The organism is Mycobacterium decipiens, assembly GCF_963853665.1.
Taxonomy (GTDB): Bacteria; Actinomycetota; Actinomycetes; order Mycobacteriales; family Mycobacteriaceae; genus Mycobacterium; species Mycobacterium decipiens.
In genome coordinates, this window is sequence record NZ_OY970459.1 from 3,517,018 (window position 1) to 3,534,991 (window position 17,974).

The 17,974-nt window shown below is 65.4% G+C and carries 18 protein-coding genes; 5 read left to right on the top strand and 13 right to left on the bottom strand.

Features of this window, described 5'->3' with window-relative positions; translation table 11 throughout:
- Nucleotides 1-16: 16 nt before the first annotated feature.
- Entirely contained in the window at nt 17-1,570 is a 1,554-nt protein-coding gene (locus tag AADZ55_RS15465) for a ComEC/Rec2 family competence protein (RefSeq protein ID WP_085324524.1), read from the bottom strand.
- Nucleotides 1,571-1,575: 5 nt separating this feature from the next.
- On the bottom strand, nt 1,576-2,442 hold the full coding sequence (locus AADZ55_RS15470) for a ComEA family DNA-binding protein (protein WP_085324523.1): 867 nt from the start codon (nt 2,440-2,442) through the stop codon (nt 1,576-1,578).
- A 144-nt stretch (nt 2,443-2,586) separates the two neighbouring features.
- On the opposite strand from AADZ55_RS15470, the gene AADZ55_RS15475 reads away from it, so the two are divergent.
- From AADZ55_RS15475 to AADZ55_RS15485, 3 genes are read left to right on the top strand one after another with little or no spacing between them, the layout of a single operon-like run.
- Nucleotides 2,587-3,747 carry an acyl-CoA dehydrogenase family protein gene (locus AADZ55_RS15475; RefSeq protein WP_085324551.1) on the top strand — a complete coding sequence of 387 codons (1,161 nt, stop codon included), beginning with the start codon at nt 2,587-2,589 and terminating at the stop codon, nt 3,745-3,747.
- A gap of 7 nt (nt 3,748-3,754) precedes the next feature.
- On the top strand, nt 3,755-4,873 hold the full coding sequence (locus AADZ55_RS15480) for an acyl-CoA dehydrogenase family protein (RefSeq protein ID WP_085324522.1): 1,119 nt from the start codon (nt 3,755-3,757) through the stop codon (nt 4,871-4,873).
- A gap of 15 nt (nt 4,874-4,888) precedes the next feature.
- Nucleotides 4,889-5,311, top strand: coding sequence for a PPOX class F420-dependent oxidoreductase (locus AADZ55_RS15485; protein WP_085324521.1), 423 nt, complete (start codon nt 4,889-4,891; stop codon nt 5,309-5,311).
- Between the two features lie 10 nt (nt 5,312-5,321).
- On the opposite strand, the gene AADZ55_RS15490 is transcribed toward AADZ55_RS15485, so the two are convergent.
- Entirely contained in the window at nt 5,322-6,551 is a 1,230-nt protein-coding gene (locus AADZ55_RS15490) for an enhanced intracellular survival protein Eis (protein WP_085324520.1), read from the bottom strand.
- A 70-nt stretch (nt 6,552-6,621) separates the two neighbouring features.
- On the opposite strand from AADZ55_RS15490, the gene AADZ55_RS15495 reads away from it, so the two are divergent.
- Entirely contained in the window at nt 6,622-7,680 is a 1,059-nt protein-coding gene (locus tag AADZ55_RS15495; protein ID WP_085324519.1) for a dihydrodipicolinate reductase, read from the top strand.
- Nucleotides 7,681-7,754: 74 nt separating this feature from the next.
- On the opposite strand, the gene AADZ55_RS15500 is transcribed toward AADZ55_RS15495, so the two are convergent.
- The 8 genes from AADZ55_RS15500 to nadD form a co-directional block, all read right to left on the bottom strand.
- Nucleotides 7,755-8,990 (bottom strand): PPE family protein, encoded by a 1,236-nt coding sequence (locus AADZ55_RS15500; protein ID WP_085324518.1) that lies wholly within the window; start codon nt 8,988-8,990, stop codon nt 7,755-7,757.
- A gap of 703 nt (nt 8,991-9,693) precedes the next feature.
- Complete coding sequence (locus AADZ55_RS15505) at nt 9,694-10,185, bottom strand: hypothetical protein (protein WP_133056407.1); 492 nt, start codon at nt 10,183-10,185, stop codon at nt 9,694-9,696.
- A gap of 384 nt (nt 10,186-10,569) precedes the next feature.
- Complete coding sequence (locus AADZ55_RS15510; RefSeq protein ID WP_165759363.1) at nt 10,570-10,713, bottom strand: hypothetical protein; 144 nt, start codon at nt 10,711-10,713, stop codon at nt 10,570-10,572.
- A 283-nt stretch (nt 10,714-10,996) separates the two neighbouring features.
- Nucleotides 10,997-11,842 carry a DegV family protein gene (locus tag AADZ55_RS15515; RefSeq protein ID WP_085324516.1) on the bottom strand — a complete coding sequence of 282 codons (846 nt, stop codon included), beginning with the start codon at nt 11,840-11,842 and terminating at the stop codon, nt 10,997-10,999.
- A gap of 58 nt (nt 11,843-11,900) precedes the next feature.
- A complete protein-coding gene (gene octT / locus AADZ55_RS15520; RefSeq protein ID WP_423202319.1) occupies nt 11,901-12,626 on the bottom strand; it encodes a diglucosylglycerate octanoyltransferase in 726 nt (241 codons plus the stop codon).
- A 7-nt stretch (nt 12,627-12,633) separates the two neighbouring features.
- Nucleotides 12,634-13,329: a glucosyl-3-phosphoglycerate phosphatase gene (gene gpgP / locus AADZ55_RS15525; RefSeq protein WP_085324514.1), complete on the bottom strand. Its 696-nt coding sequence runs from the start codon at nt 13,327-13,329 to the stop codon at nt 12,634-12,636.
- Entirely contained in the window at nt 13,326-13,715 is a 390-nt protein-coding gene (rsfS, locus tag AADZ55_RS15530; protein WP_085324513.1) for a ribosome silencing factor, read from the bottom strand. The genes gpgP and rsfS overlap by 4 nt, the downstream gene beginning before the upstream one ends.
- Nucleotides 13,712-14,377, bottom strand: coding sequence for a nicotinate-nucleotide adenylyltransferase (gene nadD, locus AADZ55_RS15535; RefSeq protein ID WP_085324512.1), 666 nt, complete (start codon nt 14,375-14,377; stop codon nt 13,712-13,714). The genes rsfS and nadD overlap by 4 nt, the downstream gene beginning before the upstream one ends.
- 178 nt (nt 14,378-14,555) lie before the next feature.
- Between nadD and AADZ55_RS15540 the strand changes: the two genes are divergently transcribed.
- Nucleotides 14,556-15,602, top strand: a complete 1,047-nt coding sequence (locus AADZ55_RS15540; protein WP_085324511.1) for a class I SAM-dependent methyltransferase — start codon at nt 14,556-14,558, stop codon at nt 15,600-15,602.
- A gap of 24 nt (nt 15,603-15,626) precedes the next feature.
- On the opposite strand, the gene AADZ55_RS15545 is transcribed toward AADZ55_RS15540, so the two are convergent.
- Together AADZ55_RS15545 and AADZ55_RS15550 are read right to left on the bottom strand one after the other, a co-directional pair.
- The gene (locus tag AADZ55_RS15545; protein ID WP_085324510.1) at nt 15,627-17,069 is read right to left on the bottom strand and encodes a vWA domain-containing protein; all 1,443 of its coding nucleotides are present in this window, start codon (nt 17,067-17,069) and stop codon (nt 15,627-15,629) included.
- Between the two features lie 13 nt (nt 17,070-17,082).
- Entirely contained in the window at nt 17,083-17,967 is an 885-nt protein-coding gene (locus AADZ55_RS15550; RefSeq protein ID WP_085324509.1) for an AAA family ATPase, read from the bottom strand.
- Nucleotides 17,968-17,974: the final 7 nt, after the last annotated feature.

The window sequence follows — 17,974 nt, forward strand, 5'->3', positions numbered from 1 at the left end:
TCACCCCATGATGGTGTCACGACCGGCCGACGAGTCCTGACAGTGACCAGGCAAGCAGACAAAGGATGGCCACCAGCGCCGCCGAGCACATCGCTGCCCGAAACCATCGCCAGCGCCACAGCGCAATCGCGAGCACGGTGGCGCCACCGACTACCAGCATGCCGGGCAAACCCGCCCCGACGGGCACGGTCGCCGCGGGTATGCCGGCCGCCCAATGCGCCACTCGCAACACCCACCACACTTCGGGCCCGGTGAAACGGATCAGCAGTCGCGCGCCGGCCGGCCACGGGACCACCAGCACGGCCGCAGCGCTACCCAGCACGGTGATCGGCGCAATCACGGCCCCCACCGCCAGATTGGCCGCCGCGGCCACCAGGCTCACCCGGCCAGAGATAGCGGCGACCAGTGGCGCCGTCACCACCTGCGCTGCCCCCGCGACGGCGAGGGCGTCGGCCAGCGCCTCAGGACAGCCGCGCGCGACCAGGCGACGCGACCAGGCCGGCGCGATAACGATCAGTGCGGCCGTCGCCACCACGGACAGCGCGAAGCCGATGTCGACGGCAAGGTGCGGAGCGGCTGCCAGCAACACCAGCACGCTGCCCGACAATGCCGGAATGGCCTGCCGCCGGCGCGACGCCAGTATCCCCAGCAGGGCAATGGCACCCATCACGGCCGCGCGTAACACGCTGGCCGTCGGCTGCACCACGATGACGAACGCCACCAGTGCGACGGTCGCACCCACCGCGGCCACCCTCGGTCCGATCAATCGGGCCGAGAACAGCACCGCCGCGCACACGATCGTGACGTTCGCCCCCGAGACCGCGGTCAGGTGCGTCAAGCCGGCCGCACGGAACTCGCGGCCGGTTGAGGCAGTGACCGTCGAAGTATCACCGAGAACCAGGGCCGGCAGCATCGTGGCCTGATCGGCGGGCAGCACCTCGCGAACCGCGCCCGCGAACCGACTGCGGACGGTGTGGGCAGCCAGATGCACCGGACTGGCGCGGCCCATGGTTGGCCGACCGGTCGCGTTGAGCACCGCGACCGTCAAGTCGTGACGGGCTGGGCGGCTGATGCGCGCGGTGAACCGGGCGGGTTGTCCGACCAGCAGTTCGCCGAAGTCCAGCGCTCGCCCGAAAACCACTACCCGCCCGGATGTCTTGTCATCACGCAAACGCTGCAACGTCGCCCGGAACATCAACCTGCCGCGACCCAGCGACAGCGGACTCTCGCTGGGGGTGACCGTCACCAACGCGGAGGTTCCAAACGCTGCGGTGATCGGGTGGCGACCGACCGCCTCGGCCCGCAACGCGACCGCTAGCCCATACCCCGCGCCCACGACACCGATCGCGACCAGGCCGGCGCTGATCGCACCCAGTCGCGGAACTTGCCCCAGCCGGCGCGTCACGCACCACCACAGCGCGCCGGAGGTGGCGGCCACCACGGTGCAGCACGATGCACACGCGGTGCCGATCGGCCACCAGATCCCGGTAGCAGTGACGATCCAGCTGGTCAGCGCGGCCGGGACCAGCCGCACGTCGATGCGGGATGCGCCGAAGTCGGTATCGCGCACCGGTGTCAGACACGGACCAGGGTCCGCAGCTTGTCCAGCCGCGCCGGGCCGATGCCGTCGACGTCGGCGAGCTGGTCGACGCTGGTGAACCTGCCATTATGCTGCCGCCAGGCCACGATCGCCGCCGCGGTAACAGGCCCGATACCGGGCAGGGCATCCAGCTGCTCCACCGTGGCGGTGTTGAGGTCGAGCACGTCGGTTGTCTTAGCGGCAGACTTAGGGGCTGTTGTCGGGGTGCCCGAGGTGCCTGCCGGCCCCGCCGTGCCCGCGCCGACCGAGCTGCCCAGCACGCTCGGCTGCCCCGAGGGGGCGGCCAGCCCGACCACGATCTGCTCACCGTCGCCCAGCTGCCGGGCCATGTTCAATCCGATGGTGTCCGCACCGTCGATGGCTCCGCCGGCGGCCTGCAGCGCATCGGCGATCCGCGCGCCCGGCGCCAAGGTGACCAGTCCGGGGGTGTGCACCAGGCCGACCACACTGACCACCACCGGTAGGTCAGCACCGGCCGCCGGGCCGGGGCTTGCCGACGATCTGGGGTTCGCCGGCGAAACCGGTTCTACCGAAGGAAGCTTGGCCGACATTACCGGCACAGGCCGGTCGCGGACCATGGTGAATACCGTGACCAGCACCGCGAGGGCGGCGACCACCGCCAGTGCAATGGCGCCGGCACGGCCCGGATCCGCGCGTACCCTGGCCACCCAACCTTGCCCACGGGAGGTGTCGGGAAGCCAACGCGGCAGCAGCGAGTTCGGATCATCCGGTGGGTCATGGCTGGGATCTGGGTTCGGGTCTGCAGGTTCGGCGTGCGAGTCGGTATCCGGGACGGCACCGAGCCGTCGTTGCAGTCGCCCGGCGGGCAGTTCGGTTCGCATAGGCCGACGGTAGCTACCGCGACCGCCGAACGAGCGCGGCCAACGGCGTCGCATCGCCGTGCTGTGGATCAATCCGAGGCTCTGCACAAGCTGCTCAGTCGGATGGGTCAAGATGGAACGAACCGGCGCGAACGGAGGTTGCCCATGAAGCTGGCACTCACACCCGACGAAGCCGCCTTCCGCGACGAGCTCCGTACCTTCTACACCACACACATACCGGCCGAGATCCGTGACCGGGTGCGTCAGGGCGAAGCACTGACCCGCGACCAGATCGTCACCAACCACAAGATCCTCAACGACCACGGGCTCGCCGTACCGAGTTGGCCCGTCGAATGGGGCGGCAAGGACTGGACACCCACCCAACATCAAATGTGGGCCGACGAGATGCAATTGGCCTGCGTCCCGGAGCCATTGAACTTCAACACCAAGATGGTCGGCCCGGTGCTCGCCGAATTCGGGTCGCAGGAGCTCAAGCAGCGTTTCCTGCCGCCCACCGCGAGCATCGACATCTGGTGGTGTCAGGGGTTCTCCGAGCCCGACGCCGGCTCCGACCTGGCCTCGCTGCGGACCACCGCAGTGCGGGACGGCGACAGCTACATCGTCAACGGCCAGAAGACATGGACGACGCTGGGCCAGCATGCCGATTGGATCTTTTGTCTGGTGCGTACGGACCCGCAGGCACCCAAGCGTCAGGCCGGCATCTCGTTTCTGCTCATCGACATGTCGACACCGGGCATCACGTTGCGACCGATCAAGTTGGTCGATGGCGGCCACGAAGTCAACGAGGTGTTCTTCTCCGACGTTCGCGTACCCACCGATCAGCTTGTCGGGCAGGAGAATCAGGGCTGGACGTACGCGAAATTCCTGCTGGGCAACGAACGCACCGGGATCGCCGGTGTGGGCCGAACCAAGGTGCACCTCGCCGAGGTGAAACGGCACGCCGCGCACACCGGACTGCTGGACGATCCGCTGTTCGCGGCGCGACTGGCCGAGGCCGAAAACGAGGTACTGGCACTGGAACTCACGCAGGCCAGGGTGGTTTCGGGCTCCGCGGGCGGAAAGCCCAACCCGGCGTCGTCGGTGCTCAAACTGCGCGGCAGCCAATTGCAGCAGGTGGCCACCGAACTGCTCGTCGAGGTTGCCGGCCCCGACGCGCTGCCGATCGACGGCGGTGCCGACATCGCCGCACCGGCGTGGGCGCAAAGCAGTGCCCCGCACTACCTCAACTACCGCAAGACGTCGATCTACGGCGGCAGCAACGAGGTGCAACGCAACATCGTCGCGTCTACCATTCTCGGATTGTGAGGCAGCCATGGACTTTCAGTTGAGCGATGAGCAAGTCTTGCTCCGCGATACCACCCGCGACCTGCTGTCGCGCAGCTACGACGCGGAGAGCCGCAACAAGGTCATCGGCACCGAGCTGGGCTTCAGCCGCGAGGTGTGGAGTCAGCTTGCCGAAACCGGGATTCTCGGTCTCGGGTTCGACCCGGACGAGGCCGGCCAGATCGAGATCATGGTCGTACTCACCGAAGTCGGGCGGCGGTTGGCACCCGAACCCATCGTGCACGCCGCGCTGGCACCCGGTGCGCTCATCGCCGAACTGGGTAGCCAAGCGCAGCAACGGTTGCTGGGCGATGTGGCGGCTGGCCAGCGGCTACTGGCGTTCGCCCACCTGGAACCCGGCCACCGCAATCCGGGCACCGACGTGGTCACTAGGGCTGTACAGCAGGGCGATTCGTGGACACTGAGCGGACGGAAGAACCCGGTGCTCGCCGGTGACTGCGCGGACACGCTGGTGGTCAGCGCCGCACTGCCGGACGGCGGCACCGGGCTGTTCCTGGTCGGCGGCGACCACGACCACATAACCGTGAACCGGCACGTTTACACGACATTCGACGGCCAGCGCGGCGCCCAGATCGACTTGGACCAGACACCCGCCGAACCACTGGGCAATGCGGTCGATGCGTCGCTCGCCATCCGCAACGCCATCATCGGGATTCAGTCGGCGTTGTGCTCCGAGGCGGTGGGCGCGATGGAGGAAGCCCTTCGCCTGACCACCGATTACCTCAAGACGCGCAAACAATTCGGCGTCACGCTCAATAAGTTCCAGACACTCACCCAGCGTGCCGCGGACATGTATGTATCGCTGGAGATGGCCCGCAGCATGAACCTCTATGCGGCAATGTCGATCGCGGACGGCACCTTCGACCCGGTGATCGCGTCGCGGGCAAAACTGCAGGTCGGCCGGTCGGGCCGGCATATTGGGCAGGAGGCTATCCAGCTGCACGGCGGTATTGGGATGACCGCGGAGTATCCGGTCGGCCACTACACCGCCCGACTCACCGCGATCGAGCACACGCTGGGTTCCGCTCAGGACCACCTGCGCGTGCTCATCGACCACATCTCCGATTACGAATTGGTAAGACTGTAGGTCAGGCTCTAGCCCATGGCCGAACTCTCGAACAGAGTCGTCGCGTTCCTGTCCGAAGGCACCCGCACCGGGATGCTGGGTTTCGTCGCCGCTGATGGCCGACCGTTGGTGACGCCGGTGTGGTTCGTCGTCGATAGCGGCGAGCTCTGGTTCACCACCGTGCGTAGTTCGCCGAAAGGCCGTGCACTGCAACGCGACCCACGGTTAGTGATCTGTGTGGACGATCCCCATCCGCCGTACTCGTTCGTGCAGGTGCAGGGCGTAGCGAGCCTGACCGACGACCCGCAGGCGGTGCTGGATATCGCCACCAGAGCCGGCGCTCGCTACATGGGGGCTGATCGCGCCGACGAGTTCGGCCGCCGCAACGCCGTGCCCGGCGAGGTGGCGGTGCGGGTCCGCCCGACCAAGGTGATCTCCGCATTCAATATCAGTGACTGACTCGAGTCGTTTAGAACTCGAACGCGGTATCGACGGGGACATCGCTGGCAAACGCCGCGTCGAGTCGACAAAGCAGCTGGGAATCTTTGGCGCGCAACCGGTTCGCCGCGGCCAACGTCGAAGCACGGTGCACTCCCAGGTACAGACTGCCCAGCACATCACGACCCATTTCGATCTCGGCCGCCGCGTCGGTAGCAGTACAACGCGCGCGGCCGTCACGGATCTCGAACGCGAATCGGCCACCATCGGATACACCGAGCACGGTGGAAAGCTCGCCAATTTCCGGAGAATAGCTGCGCGCCTCGAGCGCGGCCGGTACGTCCATGATTCGCAACCACAGGCCATCCTGGCGCCAGGTAGTGCGGGCCAGGCGGGTATCGGTGAGCAGGTGGGGCAATGGGTCCCCAGGATGGGTGATAACGCTGATTCGCTCCATCGAGTCCAGCCCGAGCAGAGCACGCCACAACGCACAATGCGCGTCGGCGGTTACCGCCCTGAGTTCGCTGACGCGCGTTAGCCTGAGATCGGCGCGATCCACCCGGTAAAGCGCGTATCCGTCGGGATGCAGTAACGCGAACGATTGACGGTCTCGACCGGGCGTGGCCTTGCAGTCAGCCAACAGCTCGTCCCAGAGCACCTGCGGGCGTAGCAGCCCACCCGGCACCCGTTGGCGCCACCGCTCATAGATCGCCTCGAACTCACTGCGATGCTCGGTGGGTCTCACCAACCGGACGCTGCTGCTATCGAGGTCGCCGCCCGGTGCGTCGGCATGAAAAACCGCGAAGCGCCGATCAACCGTCAATTCATGCAAGATGGTGGCTGGCCCATAGCCGAACCGGCCGTAGATGCCGCCCTGGCTCGCATGCAGCGCCGCCACCGGATACCCGGAATCGGCTATGCGGCGGTGCAGTTCGGCGCACATGGCGCGCAGCAAGCCGCGTCGGCGATGTGTCGGTGCCACCGCGACGAAGCTGAGCCCGGCCGTCGGGAGCACCGCTGAGCCAGGCACGGTCAACCGCAGATCCAGATACAGCGCCATCCCGACCACTGCTGAACCGGGTCCGTCACCATCACGGACCACCACCGCGCCATTCGCGGGCACCAGTGTCCTCAAGGCGGTAGCTGACTCAGGGCCAATGAAGTCGGCGAAACTGGCCGCGGCCAGCAAAAACATTCCCGGCCAGTCGGCCTCGGTCGGATCACACACAACGGGCACAGTCACGGAATCCGACTCTGGCACACACCCACGCCCGCGCGCACCTGAATTTTGCGACGATAATCTCTCCCATCGCACCGGCAAAGGAGCCCCGATGAGCGCAACCAGCACGGATCGTCCGCTGCGCGTAATCCAGTGGACCACCGGCAACATAGGGCGGCGATCGTTGCACGCCATCATCGGCAGACTCGACATGGAGCTCGTCGGCGTGTACGCGCATGGGCTCGACAAGGTCGGTCTGGACGCCGCCGACCTGGCGGGCTGGCCGAAGCCGACCGGCGTATTCGCCACCAACGACATCGACGCGTTGCTCGCGCTGGGTGCCGACGCGTGTTGCTACAACCCGCTATGGCCCAACGTCGACGAACTGGTGCGACTGCTGGAATCCGGAGTCAATGTGTGCTCCAGCGCAGCCTGGATCACCGGCGGCAAGCAGACTCCTGCGGACCGCGAACGCATCATCGCCGCCTGCGAACGCGGCGGCTCGACGATCTTCGGTAGCGGCGCCCATCCCGGGATGACGAACATGGTCGGGATGGTGCTGAGCGCTTCCTGCGAGCGGGTCGACGAGATCCGCATCACCGAATCGGTAGATTGCTCGACCTACGAGTCGGCGCAAACCCAGACGGCAATGGGGTTTTCACAAGATCCCGACACCCCGGGGCTGGCCGAGAGTGTGCGGGTAGAAAGTGAAGTCTTTGCCGAGTCGGCGGCGATGATGGCCGATGCGATCGGAGCGCGGCTGGACCGGATGACCTTCGATGTCACCTTTACCGCCGCCACCGCCGACACCGATCTGGGCTTCATGACAATCCCCGCCGGAACCGTCGGCGGCGTGTTCGGCTACCACCGCGGCTGGGCCGGCGACCGCAACGTCGTCAGTGTCGGATTCAACTGGACCATGGGCGATCACGTGGTCCCGCCCAAACCGCTCGAGCACGGCCACGTAATCCAGGTTTTCGGTCTGCCCAACATGCGCACCGTGATTCACTGTCTGCCGCCAAAGGATTGGACCGAGCCCGGGTTCATGGGGCTGGGCATGATCTACACCGCGCTGCCGGTCACCAATGCGGTTCCCGCGGTGGTCGCCGCCGAACCCGGGATCGTGACGCTGGCCGATCTGCCGCCAATCACCGGCCGCGCGGCCGTCTAGCGTGAATCGGCTGAGCCGCGGGAGCTGCGCCGCCGGAACCAGTTGTTGGAGCAGGAAAATGAAGCGCTTCGCCGTTATCCCCCGGCAAAGGGACGTGCCATGACGGTGAGTTTTGTGCCGTATCGGGGCAGAGTTCCCAGATGCCCTGCCCCCGATAGGGGTGTGCCGGGCATTCCGGGCATACCGGATGCTGCAGGTGCGATGGCGTCTGTGGCCGCTAGTGAGGTCAACGGCGTGGCCCGGAATGTCTCGGCCGTGGCTAGCGCTGGTGCGTTCCAGGCGGCAGGCACCGACATTTGCCCGATGGAACCCGCACTGCGCATGGCGGCTGAGACTTGCCCGCCAAGCCCCGCGGCTTCGCCGGAGAATGCATTGCCGACGGAGTTCAGCGGCGAGCCCAGCAGCGGGGCGACCTTGGTCAGTCCTGCATGAGGCACAGCACCCAGGCTTTTGCCGGCCCCAATCACACCGTTAAACATCATTTGTGCGGTGTTGGCCGCGCCAAGCGTCGAATAGCAAGTGTGTAGGCCCTCGAGGAGGGTGAAGTCCTTCCTCACGATCCGCCAGAGCGTATTGGAGCTGTTGCCCACCTTGACCGGAGCCTTGGTGGCGGCAGTGCTTGGGACCGCGGCGACCGCACTGCTGGGACCGGCGCTGGTTGGGGCGGCACCGCTCGGGGCGGCGCCGGTCGGGGCGCCGCCGGTCGGAGTGGCGCTGGCAACGGTGGATTCGACTGCGGTTTTAGCAGTTTCGCTGACGGCTTCTTCGCCGGCTAAGCCGCTGGAGCTGATGCCAGGTTGTGGAGGGGCGAATGGGGTTAGCGTCCCAGCGGCCTCCGAGGCGACCGCATAGTCGGCCATTGCGGTGACGTCTTTGGCCCACATGTCGGCATAGTCGCCTTCGGCGGTTGCGATGGCTGCGGTGTTTTGACCGACGAAGTTGGTTGCCTTCAGAAATTGGCACAGGGCACGGTTGGCCGCGACCTCCGTCGGGGGAACTGTCATCATGAATGCCTGCTCAAATGCCATCGCGGCCGCGCCGGCTTGAATCGCGGTCTGTCTTGCGAGCTCGGCAGTCGTGTTGAGCCATGCGACATATGGGCTAACCGCGGTGATGAAGGATTCCGATGCGGGACCTCGCCAATGAGAGCTGGTCAAATCCGCGATCATGTGGCGGTATACTTGGGCGGTAGTCCACAATTCGCCTGATATCGCATCCCAGGCCGCCGCGGCGGCCCACAGAGAGTCCGACCCCGGGCCGGCATAGATGAGCGCGGAGTTGACCTCCGGCGGCATTAGCAAGAAAGCCATGTTAGCGTTGAGTGCCTTTCAAACTTGAGTGCGCGGTGCGGTGTGGTTTCGGCGACGTCAGTGGTTCGTTGCCGCAAGCGGACCCATGAACGCGTTAGGTCGGACACCACGTGGTGTGGTCAGACAACATGGTGCGCGCCAGTGAAATGCGGCCAAGTTCGCGCCAAGTTCGATACCTCTGGAGAGCTTGGCCCAAATCTTCAGTGCTGGGCACTCGCCGGCCCCGTTGGGACTGTGTCGCCGAAACAATTTGCGCTGCAGCAATTTTTGCGTTGGGCACGTTGTCAGTGCCCCAGCGGCTGCCGCAATTTCACCTGAGGGGTATCTCGCCTACCCCATCTGCGGTCGAAGGTATCGACAGGTAACAGAGCCAGTGAGCAACCTGAAAGTGGACGCGGTATCGGCCCGTTGCCTTGGCAAGCTCGGAACGGCGCGAAATGTTCTGCGCCGAGGGTCTGAAACGGGGTTGTCGTCGCCGCGGCATGAAAAACACAATCAGCCAACATGTTTCACACCGAACGCGCCCTAACGGACTGTGCGCAAGCGTTCTCAATCCGCTTGGCGCTGCCATCCCAACGTCGTTCGCGTGGTAGTCCGACCGCCCGCCATTCGGGCGTCCTTCCCGCAGGACCAGTAGCCCCGCGGGAAGGATGCCCACCAGAAGGGTCAACCCCAATCAGTCATCGCCGTCGATGAACGCCTATCAGTACACCTCATCGTTTGCGGTGTCTTGAATCATGCCTTCGTCTCCCCCGTAGGCGATTTCGTCAACACCCAGATCGATCCAGCCATCGACATCGTTGCCGGCGCCTACTTTGTCAGCGGCTGGCGCGATATCGTCGGCGACATCAATCCAGTCGTCGACACCGTTCTCGTCGTCCGCATAGCCAGCCCCCTCGACTTGGTCATCAACGATTTCGTCACCCAGATCGACCCAATCATCGCCACCGTTAGCGGCTTCTTCTGCCGGAACATTGACCCAGCCACCGATATCGTTAGGGGCCGCTTCGTACTCGCCATACACACCGTCATTTGTGTCATCGAACATGGGAGCGGCGTTCGCCACCCACGGTGTGGTGGCCAGTGCCAGCCCAACCCCAAGGCCGACCGCGAGCCCACCCACCCGGGCGACAACCTTGCGGCCAGATCCCCGCCGCGCAGCGGCGCGACACTTGCTCTTCGAATTGCCTGTCATTACAGTGATTCCTCTCATTACACTTCGGTTGGTTGGTTGATCCGAGCACAGAGCGGTGGCCGGTGTTAACCACGTTGTTAACCACGTCACTATTGCGTGCATTTCGTTCAGCCGGGCATGGCTGGTAGTGCAGCGACATCAGCGACCTAAGCCCGGGAAGGTGCACCTCACACCAGAGGCGTGGCGTCGCACAAACTTCCCTTCACTAAGCACTGCGAACCGTTGACTACAGACATCAACGTGAACAGATAGTAAACACACGTCGAATAGATCTGCAACTGCCTGTGATCGAGCTCATCGGACGTACGTTGTGGGCGTTGGTGTTTCGCGCCAGCGCCCACGCGGTAGCGCAGTTAGCTGGCCAAGCGAGTTCCCGTTAGCTGCTCAGAGCATGCGGTAGGTGACGCGCATGCTGGTCAGATCGTCGAAACGAACGCGACATTGACCGATCCAGTCATGGATGGCAAACATCAATTCCAACGGTGGCTTCAACACGATTCCGCATCGCTCCAGCGACACCAGCACCATGGATCTTCTCTTCCGAGAGGCATGGCCGCACAGCAGCTTTATGCCTTAGCTAACGCAGAGATGCCGCGTGAAGTCGCCCAGTGCATGGCGTCTCCGCCATGGGGATGGCGTTGGTTCGTGCGATGGTAGTCAAGCCGGCGTTGCCGGGAGTGACCTACCCAATTCCCTCGTGTAGGCGAACGGTCTTGTATTCAGTTCGTGCCCTGGTTAATTGGGTCCGCGATGGCCTAGGCCCGCCAGCGTAACGTCACCGCGAATATCCTGGCCAAGTTTCGCAGCTGGGTTACCCGCGCGACGAAGCGTCCCGCACCTCCAGACACACCGCGACGGCTCCGGCACCGACGTGCAGCGCGAGCACCGGCCCCATAGGAGTTACGATCGCCGGTTCGGACGCCGGGAGCCGGCGCGCCAGCGTCGCCGCCACCTCGTTCGCGGCTGCCGGGTTGGCGACGTGGTGCACCGCGAGGGCGGCGGGGCTCTCGCCCACCACCTCACAAACCCGGTCGATCATCACGGCCACCGCGCTTCTGACAGTTCGAACCCGTTGGGCCAGAACAAGTTTGCCGTCGTCGACGCGCAACAGTGGTTTGAGCGCCAGCGCAGTGCCCAACCATGCCTTGGCCCCACCGATGCGCCCGCTACGGCGCAGGTTGTCCAACCGGTGCACGACGATGAACGCATGAGTGCGGCTCACCGCGGCGCTCGCAACGCGCGCAACGGTATCCATGTCACGGCCTGCTGCGGCCGCGCGCGCAGCGGCCAGCGCAACGAAACCGGTGCCCATCGCGGCCGACTTCGAGTCGATAACCCTAACGGCCGGCCCGACTTCTCCCGCGGTTAGCTCGGCGGCGCGGAAGGTGCCGGAAAGCGCAGACGAAATGTGCACCCCCACTACCCCGTCGCCACAGCTGTCCGCCAACGCCCGCCGGTAGGCCGCGCACAGCTCAGCCGGCGTCGCCCCCGCGGTCGTGGCATGACGCCTGTGGATATCTTCGGGTATCTCGTCCACTCCGTCGCACAGGTCGAGGCCGTCCAGCAAGATGTGCAGTGGAACCTGGCGGATCGACCATTTTTCGCGCAGGTCGGCAGGCAATTGCGCCGACACATCGGTCACCACCACCACGGTCACGGTCGCCGCTCCTCCCCCTCGCTACGCTCTGCATCCTCGCCGGCGTAGTCACCGATCTTCAGCCGCGCGATTTCTCGCTCGGCACCCCGGCTTCGGCCAGTGCCTTGAGCATCAGGTCCGCAACCGCATGGTGCGCCTCAAAATTCCAGTGGATCCCGTCCGGATTGCCACGCCCGCCCATAATCTGTTCGGCAACAGCGGATTTCAGATCCACCAAGGGAATATCGCGCTGCTGCGCCCATTTCGTGATCGCCGCAACGGTGCCCGCACGCCCGCGGTGCGCCTTGCCGTACGTCTCGGCAATATGCACGGACGGCAGCGACGCGATGATCGGGATGCCTGGCCGGTTGAAATCGATTGCACCACGGGTCTGTTCAAGGTATTCCGCGGTCAGATGCGGTGGCAATGCCGCCCGCGCCACTGGCGAAAGACGCGGTTGCACCCAGGCGTAGCCGTCGCGGACCCACCGTCGTAGCCAGGGCGGACGAACATAGCGGATGAGTTCACGAAGTGCGGTCGGCAATACCGACGGCAACGAATCCATCCCGCTAGTGGCGAAGATTACCGCCCCGGCCCGGGGTAACGCCGCCCAGGATCTCGGGTCCTGGGTCGCCGCCCACCAGACGTCCCGGCAGGTCCAGCCAATGCGACCGATCAGCTCCAGATCCCAACCTAGTTGGGAGGCGACAATATTGGGCCAGATGCGGGGGTCATCGGCGGGAAGGCCACCGGTGGGGCCGTAGTAGGCCAGCGAGTCGGCGAAGACCAACAGTATGGGCTTCACCCCGCAGTTAGAGGACATCGTTGGAGACCTGTGCCGAAGCATTCCACACGTCCAGACGCCACCGGATACTGTCAAGGCTGCGGTCAAATTCGGCGCATGAATCGTCCATGTCCGCAGAATGGCCACTCAATTGCACCCAACTGGCATTGCCCATGCCGCCCAGAGCCGGCCAGTTGGCGACCGGCAACTTCAGCAGTGCGGCCGACAAGGCTGCGATCAACCCCCCGTGGGCCACCAGCACCACCGGCCGGTCCGGCTCGCCTGCGCCACCCCATTCCGGCTCACTGGTGACCAACTCGGCAACCAATGGCCGACTTCGGGCGGCCACGTCGATCCGGCTCTCCCCGCCGTGCGGCGCCCAGGTCGCGTCCTCACGCCACGCCAACCGGGCACCCGGCGCATCGGCGTCGATCTGGGCGTGGGTCAAGCCCTGCCAATCGCCAAGATGCGTCTCCCGCAACCGGCGGTCTACCCGGACCGCGAGCCCGGTCTGCTCGCCCAGCTTGATCGCCGTGTCGTAGGCGCGCCGCAGGTCCGACGACACGATAAGCAGTGGCTGCAGCTTGCCCAGCACCTCGGCGGCCGCGACCGCCTGGGTGCGGCCCAGGTCACTCAACTCGGTGTCCAGTTGCCCCTGCATCCGGCTACCGAGGTTGTAATCGGTCTGCCCGTGCCGCAACATCACCAGCCGCCGCACCCTCATTGCGCACCCGCCGAGTTCTCGGTGCCCTCGGCCAACTCCACCGGCACCACCGGACAGTCACCCCACAACCGGTCCAGCGCGTAGTAGTTGCGGTCGTCCTGATGCTGGATATGCACCACGATGTCGCGGTAATCCAACAGCGTCCAGTGGCCTTCGCGGGCACCCTCGCGGCGCGCCGGCCGGTAACCCGCCTGACGCATCTTCTCCTCGACCTCGTCGACGATGGCGTTGACCTGGCGTTCATTGGACCCCGAGGCGATGACGAAGCAGTCCGTGATGACCAGCTGCCCCGAGACGTCGATGACCACGACGTCGTCGGCGAGCTTGGCAGCGGCCGCAACGGCGGCCACCGTGGCCATGTCGACGGCTTCCTGGTTGGCGGTCATGTGCTGTTCCCGGCGGCCAGGCTGTTCGTTGAGTGCGCGCCCGCGCCACTTGGGCCAAGGTAGAGCCGGCACTTGGAGACGTACTGCACGACGCCGTCGGGCATCAGGTACCACAGCGGCCGGGACTGCCGGGCCCGCTGACGGCAGTCGGTCGACGAGATGGCCAGGGCCGGGATCTCGACCAGAGTCAACGCGTCCTTGGCCAACTGACCCAGTACGTCGGTGATGTGATCGTAGTGCAGCTCGTAGCCGGGTCGGCTGACCCCGACGAACCGAGCCAACTCGAACAGCTCCTCCCAGCCTTGCCAGGACATGATGGAAGCCAGCGCGTCGGCGCCGGTGATGAAATACAGCTCGGAGCCGGGGTTAAGCGCGTGCAGCTCGCGCAGGGTGTCCTTGGTGTAGGTGGGCCCGCCGCGGTCGATGTCGACCCGGCTCACCGAGAAGCGGGGATTGGAGGCGGTGGCGATCACTGTCATCAGATAGCGGTCCTCGGCGGCGGAGACCTCCCGTCCCTTTTGCCAGGGTTGGCCGCTGGGCACGAATACCACTTCGTCGAGATCGAACAGGTCGGCCACCTCACTGGCGGCAACCAGGTGGCCGTAATGGATGGGGTCGAACGTCCCACCCATGACTCCCAACCTGCGACGGTCCGTTTGCACGGTTTGCCAGCTTACTGGAGTATGTTGCCGCAGTTCAGCTGGCGGTGACCGACGTGCTACGTGGCCCGCCGGCTCGGTCTCGCCTTCAGATATGGGCGCGCTCTTGATGTGGACGTCGAGTTGCTGAGCCGACGGCCAATCGGGCCCGGCGGCGGGCTCGGTCGTGTAAAAGGGGTCTGTGGACAATTTGCCGATCGAATCAGCCGAGTCGACACAGTTGGCGAAGGAGGCCATGGCCCGGCGGTTCTACACCCGATCGGTGGTCAAGGCCGAGATCACGCTGCCGGCCGTGCCGAGCATGCTCGACGAGTACGTGAGGATGTGTGACGGCCTCTTCGCGGGTGTGGGCAGGAAGTTTTCCGACGAAGAGCTTGCTCATCTTCGCAAGGTGCTCGAGGGCCAGTTGGCTGAGGCCTACGCGGCCTCCCAGCGTTCGACCATCGTCATCTCATACAACGCCCCAATGGGCCCGACCTTGCACTACCAAGTCCGAGCCCAATGGCGGACCGTGGCCCAGGAGTACGAGAACTGGATCAGCACCCGCGAACCACCCCTCTTCGGTACCGAACCTGACGCTCGGGTGTGGGCGCTGGCCAACGAAGCAGCCGATCCCGCGATGCATCGAGTACTCGAGATTGGCGCAGGTACGGGGCGCAACGCGGTTGCGTTGGCGCGGCGCGGCCACCCGGTCGACGTGGTGGAGATGACCCCGAAGTTCGCCGACATCATTCGCGCCGACGCCGAACGGGAGGCCCTCGACGTGCGCGTCATCATGCGTGACGTCTTCTCGATGATGGATGACCTGCGGCGGGACTATCAGCTCATGGTGCTATCCGAGGTGGTGCCTGACTTCCGGACGACGCAGCAGTTGCGCAGTCTGTTCGAGCTGGCTGCTCAGTGCCTCGCTCCCGGTGGCCACCTGGTGTTCAACGCCTTCCTCGGCACTGGGGCCTACGTGCCCGACCAAGCCGCGCGGGAGTTCGGGCAGCAAATGTATACCGGCATGTGCTCGCGGGGCGAGATGTCAACCGCGGCGGCTGGCCTACCCCTCGAACTGATTGCCGATGACTCCGTATACGACTACGAGAAAACTCACCTGCCTCCCGGCGCCTGGCCACCCACGAGTTGGTATGCCGATTGGGTCCGCGGCCTCGACGTGTTCACCATCCAACCGGAGAAGTGCCCGATCGAAATGCGCTGGCTGGTGTTCCGGAAGACGCGGTAGGCCGACCCGACCGGATTGGATTTGCTAGACCGGCAGCAGCTGGTCGATCACCGCGGCCAGCTGTTTGGCGGACCGGCATTCGTGCATCGTGATCACCTCCTGGTAGCGCGGCACCGCCGAGTCACCGCTGCCCCATAGATGCCTAGGCTCCGGATTGAGCCAGTGCGCGTGCCTACTCGCGGTCACCATGTCGGCTAGCACGTCGCTGGCCGGGTTGCGATAGTTGGTACGCCCATCGCCGAGCACCAGCAGCGAGCTGCGCGGCGACAGCACATTTGGGAAACCCTGCATGAACGAGACGAAGGCATTGCCGTAGTCGGAATGACCATCGCGGGCATACACACCGGCCTCCCTGGTGATCCGCTGGATCGCCACGGCCAGGTCGGCATCGGGGGAAAACATGTGGGTCACCTCGTCGGTGGTGTCGACGAAGGCAAATACCCGAACCCGTGAAAACTGTTGGCGCAGGGCGTGTACCAGCAGCAAGGTGAAGTGGCTGAACCCGGCGACGGAACCGGAAACGTCGCAAAACACCACCAGTTCCGGACGCGCCGGGCGAGGCTTGTGCAATACCACATCGATCGGCACGCCACCGGTGGACATCGACTTACGCAGCGTCTTGCGCAGATCGATCGAGCCCGCCCGGGCGCGGCGGCGCCGGGCCGCCAACCGGGTCGCCAGCGTGCGGGCCAGTGGGGCCACCACCCGGCGCATCTGGCGCAGCTGCTCACCGGAGGCACGCAGGAACTCGACATTCTCGGAAAGCTGTGGAATCCCGTACATCTGGACGTGGTCGCGGCCCAGTTGCTCGGCAGTGCGACGCTTGGTCTCGGCGTCGACCATTTTGCGCAGCTGCGCGATCTTTTGTGCGGCAAGCGCTTTGGCGATCTGCTCCTGGGTGGGCGTGGGCTCGTCGCCGTAGGGAGCGAGCAGGCCCGCCAGCAGCTTGCCCTCCAGTTCGTCCAGCGCCATAGCCTTGAGCGCCTGATACGACGAGAACGACGGACCGCGGCTGGAGCTGTACTTGCCGTAGGCCTCAACGATCCTGGCGATCATCGCCACCAACCGCTCGTCCAGGTCGGCCAGGTCTTCGTTGCTTCCGAGCAGATCCAGCAGCATCTGCCGCATCGCCTCAACATCGTCGGGCGGCAGGGACGCGTCGACTGCCACTGCATCGTCCTCGGTAACCACGGCGCGCGCACCCAGTGCCGCGGGAAACCATAGATCGAACATGGCGTCGTAGGTATCGCGATGGTCGGGCTGGCGCAACACCGCACAGGCGATACCCTCGCGCAGTACCTCACGATCGCCCAGGCCCAGGGTGGCCATCACCCGGCCGGCGTCCACCGTCTCCGACGGGCCCACCGAAATCCCGCTCCCGCGAAGCGCTTCGACGAAGCCAACCAAGTGACCGGGCAGCCCGTGCGGGGCGAGCGGCCGGGTGGGACGGATGCGGCGAGTGGCCATCAGTTGAGCCCCATTAGTTCAGCCGGAGTTCGCCGCTGGCGCGTTGCTGGTCGGACTGGTGTTTGAGCACCACACCGAGTGTGGCCGCGACGACCGCGTCGTCGATGGTGTCCAATCCCAGCGCCAGCACAGTGCGGCCCCAGTCGATGGTCTCGGCGATCGACGGCAGCTTCTTGAGCTGCATGCCACGCAGCACGCCGATGATGCGCACCAATTCCTCGGCGAGGTGTTCGGGCAGCTCGGGCACCCGGGATAGCAGGATACGGCGCTCCAGCTCGGGGGTCGGGAAGTCGATGTGCAAGTACAGGCAGCGACGCTTGAGCGCTTCGGACAGTTCGCGGGTGGCGTTGGAGGTCAGCAGCACGAACGGCGCCCGGGTTGCGGTCAGGGTGCCCAGTTCGGGTACGGTCACCGCGAAGTCGGACAGCACCTCCAGCAGCAGGCCTTCGATCTCGATGTCCGCCTTGTCCGTTTCGTCGATCAACAGCACCGTGGGCTCGGTGCGCCGGATGGCGGTCAGCAGCGGACGCTGCAGCAGGAATTCCTCGCTGAACACGTCATCCTTTGTGCGGTCCCAATCACTCCCGTCCACGGAGCCGGCCTGAATGCGCAGGATCTGCTTGGCGTGGTTCCACTCATACAGCGCGCGAGCTTCGTCGACGCCCTCGTAGCACTGCAGCCGGACCAGTCCGGATCCGGTTGCCTGCGCGACGGCGCGCGCCAGTTCGGTCTTGCCGACCCCGGCCGGACCCTCCACCAGCAGCGGCTTACCGAGCCGGTCGGCGAGAAAGACCGCGGTCGCCGTGCCGGTGTCGGGCAGGTAACCCGTCTCGGCCAGACGTCGCGAGACGTCGGCGATGTCGGCAAACAGCGGCATGGGCCGGGCGGGCACGGTCACGATCGGG